The following is a 7,677-nucleotide window of genomic DNA, read 5'->3' as shown; positions in this document are numbered from 1 at the left end:
GAAAGCCTTCCCAGAAGGAAGATAGGAAAGTATTATTCGACATGAAAACGGTAGTTTGTGTAGGTTTTTGTTTGGCGACTAAACCATATCACTTACTACCGTTTTTGTTTTCAGTTCCCGCTAATCTGCGAAGAACCAAAAAAAAGCCATGCTATTAGCATGGCTTTTTGACTCACTTAGCTGTGATTTTTCTGACTTAGTCCATTGAAGGCTTTGTCATTGGTGCTGTTGCAACATTGGTTGCCGTTTGGCTACCAGCCTGGCGGGTTGCAAGTCGCTCTTCACGTAGCGGTGCTAAAGCGACAACAGGGGCATCAGTACTTTCTTCTGCCGGAGCTGGCGCTTTGGCCATTGGAGCAATGGCATGTCGACCACGTGGTGATGTGGCTGTAACCATTGGACTCTCAGCGGACGCGACAGTTGCTTCTTTAGCCGGAGTTTCTACCGGAGCGGACGCTTCTGTTTCTACAGCAACAGCTTCTTCAACAGCAACTTCGGCAACAACAGTTTCCTCAACCGCGACTTCGGCGGTTTCTGGCGTTTCGTCTGCCTGGCTTTCGACAGCGGCTGTCTCAACAGGCGTACTTTCGACTACGGCCTCAGCAGCGCTTTCTTCCGTTACCGTTTCTACCTTCACAGGCTCACGAAGAGGGAAGGCTTTACCCATTGCAAGTTCTGGCATGGCTACGCCACCCAATGCCGGTGAAGTTGCTTTAGGTGTAGCTGCTTCAGGTGTTGCTTCAACCTCAGTCTCGGCGACTGGTTGCTCTGAAGCTTCTTCTTGAGTGACAACGGCTTCAACAGCCGGTTTAGGTGCAGGAGCCCACACTTTGCCCATTGCCATTTCCGGAGAGGCAACACCAGAAGCTGGACGGTTAACTTTTGGCTTATCAACCACAGTAACCACATTTTCCATGTCGTTCAGTGCATCAGTTGCTTCTTCGACAGCATGACCCACGGCTTCGGTTACCGCTTTATCGACGTTTTCGCCTTTCTCTGGACGAGTATCGCGAATACGGCGACGACGCTGACCGCTTGCACGCAGGTGACGTGGAGAGCGACGGTTACGACGCTGGCCGTTTTCCTGCTCACCGTTTTGCTCTGCCTGCTCTTTGGCGGCCTGAGTTTTCTCGGTCTGAGGTTCCTGAGCCAGTGCTTCCTTAGCTACTGCAGTACCCAGTTCCTGCAAAGGAGTGGCTACTTTCTGCTCTTCAACAGTTGCTTCTGCTTGTTGTTGCTGAACAGGGGCAGCTTGCTGCTCATCACCGATACGGATTTTCTTGCGTAGCTGACGGCGCTGGCGACGCTGTTTGACTTTCGTTGCCTTCTCCTGCTCTTGCTCACGCTTTTCTTCCGCAGCAGGCTTGCCAGCTTTGTTTTGCTGGGCTTCCTGACGGCGTTGTTGCTTCTGCGCCTGAATTTCTTCGCGGCGAGACTGACGTTTTTGCTCTTTCGCTTCTTCGTCACGTGGCTGACGCTGCTGCTTGGCCGGCTTATCCAACTGCTGCTGACGGTCTTGCTTTTGCTTGTCACCACGGCGGCGCTGCTGGCGCTGTTCACGTTGTTCGCCACTGCGGCTATCACGATCAGTGTCCTGGCGCTTGCGGCCCTGTCGGGAACCGTCTTTGCCTCGGCGGCTATCCTGACGCTTGTCCTGACGTTTGTCTTGGCGCTCTCCGCGACGGCCGTCACGGCGGTTACGTTTGCCCTGAGTTTCTTTCGGTTGCTGCTCAGTTTCCTGTTCTGCAGAGCCCGAGAAGAGGTTGGCAATGGCTGAGAAGAGACGGCTGAAGATGCTAGGCTTGTCCTCGGCTTTCTCCGCTACCTCTTTCTGAACCGGTGCTTGTTTCTTGGCAGCGGCTGGTTCTTGAGGTGCAGCAAAGCCTTGGAGTACCGGCTCTTCACGTTTCTTCACGATACGTTCTTGCTGTGGCGCTTCAGCCGCTTCTGCTTCTTTCAGTGCTTCGATTGCACGTGGCAGGTGATAAGACAGGGTATCTTGCTCGTCACCGCTACGGACACGCAGAACTTCAAAGTGCGGAGTATCCATTTCTGCATTTGGGACGATGATAGCGCGCACATCATGGGATTTTTCAATGTGCTGTACAGAACGTCGTTTTTCGTTGAGCAGGTAGGAGGCTATCGCTACCGGCACAATTGCTACCACCTGTGAGGTGTTGTCTTTCAGTGCCTCTTCTTCAATCAGACGAAGGATAGACAGTGACAGAGATTCGCTATCACGAATAACACCGGTACCAGAACAGCGCGGACAGACGTGATGGCTCGCTTCTGCCAGAGACGGGCTCAGGCGCTGGCGAGACATTTCAAGCAAGCCGAAACGCGAAATACGACCAATCTGCACCCGGGCACGGTCCATACGAACGGCTTCGCGCAGGCGGTTTTCTACTTCGCGCTGGTGACGCACTGGGGTCATATCGATAAAGTCGATCACCACCAGACCGCCCAAGTCACGAAGGCGTAGCTGACGAGCGATTTCATCGGCAGCTTCAAGGTTGGTTTGCAGCGCCGTTTCTTCGATGTCACCGCCTTTGGTTGCACGGGCGGAGTTGATGTCGATAGAGGTCAGGGCTTCAGTCGGATCGATAACAATCGAGCCGCCGGAAGGCAGGCGAACTTCGCGCTGGAACGCGGATTCGATCTGGTTCTCAATCTGGTAGTGATTGAACAGCGGTGTTTCGCTGTGCTCATACAGTTTGACACGGGACAGGAAGTCCGGGCGTACCTGCTGGATATGATCACGGGCGCGGTTAAAGATTTTCGGGCTGTCGATGACAATCTCACCGATATCACGGCGTAGATAGTCACGGATAGCACGGGCTATAACATTACTTTCCTGGTGGATCAGGAAAGGTGCCGGTGCAGAATCTGCCGCATCTTTTACACGTTCCCAGTGGTTGAGCAGGTAGTTCAGATCGTATTCCAGATCTTCAGCTGACTTGCCCACACCCGCGGTACGTACGATCAGGCCCATTCCCTGAGGCAGCTCAAGCGTGCTTAGTGCCGCTTTTAGCTGAGTACGCTCTTCACCTTCGATACGGCGTGAAATACCACCGGCTCGAGGGTTGTTAGGCATCAGCACCAGGTAGCTACCGGCAACAGAAATGAACGTTGTCAGGGCTGCCCCTTTGTTGCCACGCTCTTCTTTGTCGACCTGAACGATAACTTCCTGGCCTTCTTTAAGCACTTCCTTGATGTTAGGACGGCCTTGGTAGCTGTAGTCGGCAGGGAAGTAATCTTTGGCAACTTCTTTCAGTGGAAGGAAACCGTGGCGCTCAGAACCATAGTCAACGAACGCTGCTTCCAGGCTTGGTTCGATGCGGGTAATGCGACCTTTGTAAATATTTGCTTTTTTAGATTCGTGGCCAGGGCTTTCGATATCAAGATCAAAGAGCTTCTGCCCATCAACTAATGCGACGCGCAACTCTTCCTTTTGAGTTGCGTTAATCAACATTCTTTTCATTATATTGTACTCGTTTTTGTCGTTGTACTAGCGACTCGATTAGCGAGTTTGTACTGGCGGCGCCTGACTCCAAGTCTGATAACAAATGCAGCCTCACGGCTGGAATTCAGGAGTGCTATCTGGCAACACGTATTGTCCAACAGTATCAAGATGATTAGATCAGGAAATATACAGCTGGCATCACCGTTTCACGCGGCGGTATCTATCACACCAATAAAAAATCTATAATCGAGCAAGCTAAAAAACACTCCGGAGATAATAACGTCTTACGCCATATGCTGCGCTTCTCGCCAGAGCTGTATGAATAATAGTCAGTTAGGTGATATTCTGTTCACCGTGTTACAAAAGTAGGCAAGTTTTCCTACTCCTGCACGCAATGATAGCAGGGTGACTTTTTTGCGGCAATCTGCTTTGCATGCGTGATACAATCAAAACCTATGAAAGATGATAAACCAAAAGTGCAATTCATCGAGATTACTGATGACTTTGCGGGCCAGCGGATCGATAACTTTCTCCGTGCTCGGCTTAAAAACGTTCCAAAAAGTATGATTTACCGTATTTTGCGTAAGGGTGAGGTTCGAGTAAACAAAAAACGTATAAAACCTGAATATAAATTGCAGGATGGTGATCTTGTGAGGGTGCCGCCGGTGAAGGTGCCGGAAAAAGAAGATCAGGCGCCGGTCAGTACCAAGCTCAATAAAGTTGCCGAGCTGGAGTCTTGCATTATTTATGAAGATGACCAGATGCTGATCCTTAACAAGCCATCGGGAACAGCGGTGCATGGCGGTAGTGGTTTGAAGTTCGGTGCTATCGAGGCCTTGCGCGCACTTCGTCCCGATGCCCGTTTCCTCGAGCTTGTCCATCGGATAGACCGAGATACCTCGGGGATACTGCTGGTGGCTAAGAAGCGTTCTGCATTGCGTCAGCTGCAGGAGCAATTCCGTAATAAGACGGTACAGAAATATTATTTTGCCCTGGTGATGGGAGAGTGGAAAGCCAGTTGCAAAAAAGTAACGGCACCGCTAATGAAAAATGAAGTGAACAGCATTGTACGCGTTAACCCGAACGGGAAGGCATCGGATACGCGCTTTAAAGTGATAGAGCGTCTTGAGCAGGCTACGTTGGTGCAGGCTAGCCCGGTAACGGGCCGAACCCATCAGATCCGTGTTCACTGCCAGTACACCGGCCATCCTATTGCCTGGGATGATCGTTATGGTGATCCGCGTTTTGATGCGTATACGAAAAAATCTGGCCTCAATCGACTTTTCCTTCATGCGGCAAACATTAAGTTCAAGCACCCTAAAACGGAAGAGCTAATGGATATCAACGCACCGATGGAGCCGATGCTGACCAGGGCTATTGAGCAGCTACGGAAAAAATAGCGACAGATAAAATAGTGGAAAAAAGCCGCGCTGAATAGATTGGGCCTATGGTGGGTGTATTGACTAGGGCGAGAAGCTGAGTTTGGCTTCTCGCCTTCTTATTTATTGGGGATGTTATTTGCCCTGATTACAAAATCGCTACCCCTTGCCTGGCGAGCATGTCGCGCAGTGCTATCAGTGGCAGGCCAACCAGGGTGTTCGGATCCCGGCCCTCGAGCTTGTCAAACAGGGCAATACCAAGTCCTTCGCTCTTAAAGCTGCCGGCACAGTTCAACGGACTTTCTCGCTGGATATAGTTTTGGATTTCCTGCTCGGTCAAAGTTCTGAAGTGAACATGAAAGGGTTCGCAGATCACGTCGCTATCGCCAGTTACTGCATTATATAGACACAGGCCGGTATAGAAGGTGACGACTTGGCCACTTGCAGCCTGTAGCTGCCTGAAGGCGTTATCGGATGTATGCGGTTTGCCGACAATATGGCCGTTGATGACGCATACCTGATCCGAGCCGATAATCAGATGGGCTGGGTAGTCAACTGCGCAGGCTTTGGCTTTGGCTTCAGCCAGCCGGGTCACGAGCTGCTCGGCAGTTTCATCGGGATGGGCCGTTTCATCAGTGTCTGGGCTAGCCGTCTCAAACGGGTATTGCAGCTTCTCTAGCAAGGCTTTTCTGAAAGGGGAGGTGGAGGCCAGGAGCAAAGGTTGAGTCATAGTTGTACCAAGATTATATGGGATTGTGTTAGTCTAGCGGCCGAATTTAAATGGGCCATCTTTGCAGTTAGTCTGGCTAATGTAAGAAATGCAGCCATTAATTTCAAACTCGCGCCATACTGAGGGTGTGTCTGTTTAGTAATGGGGCTGGTTGTGTTTTAGTCATCTTTTGTGTGTTATTTGACCGCTTATATTACGAGGGTCAACTTGTTGTGAGTCAGGCAGATAACAGACAAAAAGGTGGAAATGTCCTCGATTGAGCAAGCAGGTTTAATTGCAGCTAAGTGAATTGGCTAAATGCTGTTAATTCGCGCACATTTCCTTTGACTCAAACTGATTAGAAGGCTAATATTCGCGCCCTATGCAAAAGGTAAAATTGCCGCTAACGGTTGATCCGGTTCGCGCAGCTCAGAAAAAACTCGACTATGATGGCATCATCAAAGCCGATTTGCTTGAGCGTTTGGCCGAGTCAACACAGAGCGTAACACGTGATGCAAACGTCACCTTATCATTTGACTTTGACCAACGTCACCTTGCATTTATGCGCGGTAGTGCAGATGTTGAAGTGATGTTGACCTGTCAGCGATGCCAGGAAGAGTTCAAACACCAATATAGTGTTGAATTCTGTTACAGTCCGCTCCTCAAACCAGAGGAAGCTGATGAGTTTCCGGAAGCTTATGAGCCGGCTGACGTCGACGAAAACGGTGAGATTAACCTGATTCAAATCGTCGAAGACGAATTGATTCTGGAGTTGCCTCAAGTCGCTATGCATGATGAAGCTGACTGTAAAGCCAGTGGAAACATGACTTTTGGTGAGATCCCCGTTGCTGATGAGCGTCCGAATCCGTTTGCAGTATTGAAAAATCTAAGTAAGTAATTTAACAGGAGTAGGGTTAATGGCCGTACAAAAGAGCAAAAAATCACGTGCAGCACGTGGCATGCGTCGTTCTCACGATGCACTAACAACTGCAGCTGTATCTGTAGATTCTGCAAGTGGTGAAACTCACCTACGTCACCACGTAACAGCTGACGGTTTCTACCGTGGCCGCAAGGTTATCAACAAATAAGGTTGAACCTTGAGTGGTCTAACCGTTGCACTTGATGCAATGGGCGGGGATTTCGGTCCTCAAGTAACAGTGCCTGCCTCCGTGCAGGCATTGTTGCAATACCCAGAGCTCAAAGTTATTCTTTTTGGTGATCAAAGTGCGATCACATCTCAACTGTCCCTTCTAAACCAACTTCAACACCCTCGACTCAGTATTGTTCATTGCGAGCATGTTATTGCCAATGAAACCCGGCCTTCCCAAGCATTGCGCAGCAGTCAGGGAACGTCGATGCGTATGGCGCTAGATAGTGTTTCCGATGGCCAGGCCGATGCCTGTGTCAGTGCCGGAAATACCGGAGCCCTGATGGCCCTTTCGCGCTATACCCTGAAACAACTACCCGGTGTTGATCGCCCTGCGCTAGTAACCGCCATTCCGACCAACACCGACAATAAAACCTGGTTGCTGGACTTGGGAGCAAACGTATCCTGTGATGCAGATACCTTGTTTCAATTTGCCGTAATGGGGGCTGTGCTGGCCGAGCAGGAAAACAACGTGTCACCTCGGGTCGCGTTGCTTAATATTGGTGAGGAAGAGATTAAAGGTAATGATTTAGTCAAGCGTTGCGCCGAAATGTTGGCAAACTCACCAGACATAAACTATATCGGCTATCTTGAAGGTAACGAATTATACAGTGGCCGCGCCGATGTTATCGTGTGTGATGGTTTTGTCGGCAACGTGAGTCTAAAGACCAGCGAAGGGGTCGCCAATCTATTCATTGACAGCATTAAAAATGCCATAAGCACTAACCCACTGAAGCGTTTAGTTGCCAAGTGGTTGTTTAATGACCTATTCATCAGTCTTAAACAGTTGAACCCCGACCAGTACAATGGCGCAAGTCTGTTAGGATTGCGCGGTATTGTGGTCAAAAGCCATGGAAGTGCTGATGTTGCCGCTTTTTCTAATGCAATTGGTGAAGCGGTGCACGAGGTCAAACGGCAAATACCGACAAAAATCAGTGACCGTTTGGAAGAAGTCTTACTCGAGAGGCATTATTAGTCT

Annotated in this window: 6 protein-coding genes; 4 read left to right on the top strand and 2 right to left on the bottom strand. The window is 50.0% G+C overall.

Annotated elements, in window-relative coordinates; all coding sequences use genetic code 11:
- Positions 1-196: 196 nt before the first annotated feature.
- Positions 197-3,472, bottom strand: a complete 3,276-nt coding sequence (gene rne / locus EIZ48_RS09205; RefSeq protein ID WP_160650347.1) for a ribonuclease E — start codon at positions 3,470-3,472, stop codon at positions 197-199.
- A 446-nt stretch (positions 3,473-3,918) separates the two neighbouring features.
- Between rne and rluC the strand changes: the two genes are divergently transcribed.
- Entirely contained in the window at positions 3,919-4,863 is a 945-nt protein-coding gene (gene rluC / locus EIZ48_RS09200; protein ID WP_160650329.1) for a 23S rRNA pseudouridine(955/2504/2580) synthase RluC, read from the top strand.
- Positions 4,864-4,990: 127 nt separating this feature from the next.
- Here rluC and EIZ48_RS09195 read toward each other — a convergent pair whose 3' ends face one another.
- A complete protein-coding gene (locus EIZ48_RS09195) occupies positions 4,991-5,572 on the bottom strand; it encodes a Maf family protein (protein ID WP_160650327.1) in 582 nt (193 codons plus the stop codon).
- A 361-nt stretch (positions 5,573-5,933) separates the two neighbouring features.
- Here EIZ48_RS09195 and yceD point away from each other — a divergent pair, with 361 nt between their 5' ends.
- Genes yceD through plsX form a run of 3 tightly spaced genes read left to right on the top strand, consistent with a single transcriptional unit; the run spans position 5,934 to position 7,674 of the window.
- The gene (gene yceD / locus EIZ48_RS09190; protein ID WP_160650325.1) at positions 5,934-6,449 is read left to right on the top strand and encodes a 23S rRNA accumulation protein YceD; all 516 of its coding nucleotides are present in this window, start codon (positions 5,934-5,936) and stop codon (positions 6,447-6,449) included.
- 19 nt (positions 6,450-6,468) lie between these two features.
- Positions 6,469-6,639: a 50S ribosomal protein L32 gene (gene rpmF, locus EIZ48_RS09185; protein ID WP_006231206.1), complete on the top strand. Its 171-nt coding sequence runs from the start codon at positions 6,469-6,471 to the stop codon at positions 6,637-6,639.
- A gap of 9 nt (positions 6,640-6,648) precedes the next feature.
- Positions 6,649-7,674 carry a phosphate acyltransferase PlsX gene (gene plsX / locus EIZ48_RS09180; RefSeq protein ID WP_160650323.1) on the top strand — a complete coding sequence of 342 codons (1,026 nt, stop codon included), beginning with the start codon at positions 6,649-6,651 and terminating at the stop codon, positions 7,672-7,674.
- Positions 7,675-7,677: the final 3 nt, after the last annotated feature.

Source organism: Photobacterium alginatilyticum, assembly GCF_009910675.1.
Classification (GTDB): Bacteria; Pseudomonadota; Gammaproteobacteria; order Enterobacterales; family Vibrionaceae; genus Photobacterium; species Photobacterium alginatilyticum.
The sequence above is the reverse complement of the archived record's forward strand: the minus strand, read 5'-3'. Positions and strand labels throughout refer to the sequence as shown.

What these genes read in the sequence shown, in the direction of transcription:
- rne (WP_160650347.1), bottom strand. Translation starts at nt 3,472, where the DNA reads ATGTTGATTAACGCAACTCAAAAGGAAGAGTTGCGCGTCGCATTAGTT.
- rluC (WP_160650329.1), top strand. Translation starts at nt 3,919, where the DNA reads ATGAAAGATGATAAACCAAAAGTGCAATTCATCGAGATTACTGATGAC.
- EIZ48_RS09195 (WP_160650327.1), bottom strand. Translation starts at nt 5,572, where the DNA reads ATGACTCAACCTTTGCTCCTGGCCTCCACCTCCCCTTTCAGAAAAGCC.
- yceD (WP_160650325.1), top strand. Translation starts at nt 5,934, where the DNA reads ATGCAAAAGGTAAAATTGCCGCTAACGGTTGATCCGGTTCGCGCAGCT.
- rpmF (WP_006231206.1), top strand. Translation starts at nt 6,469, where the DNA reads ATGGCCGTACAAAAGAGCAAAAAATCACGTGCAGCACGTGGCATGCGT.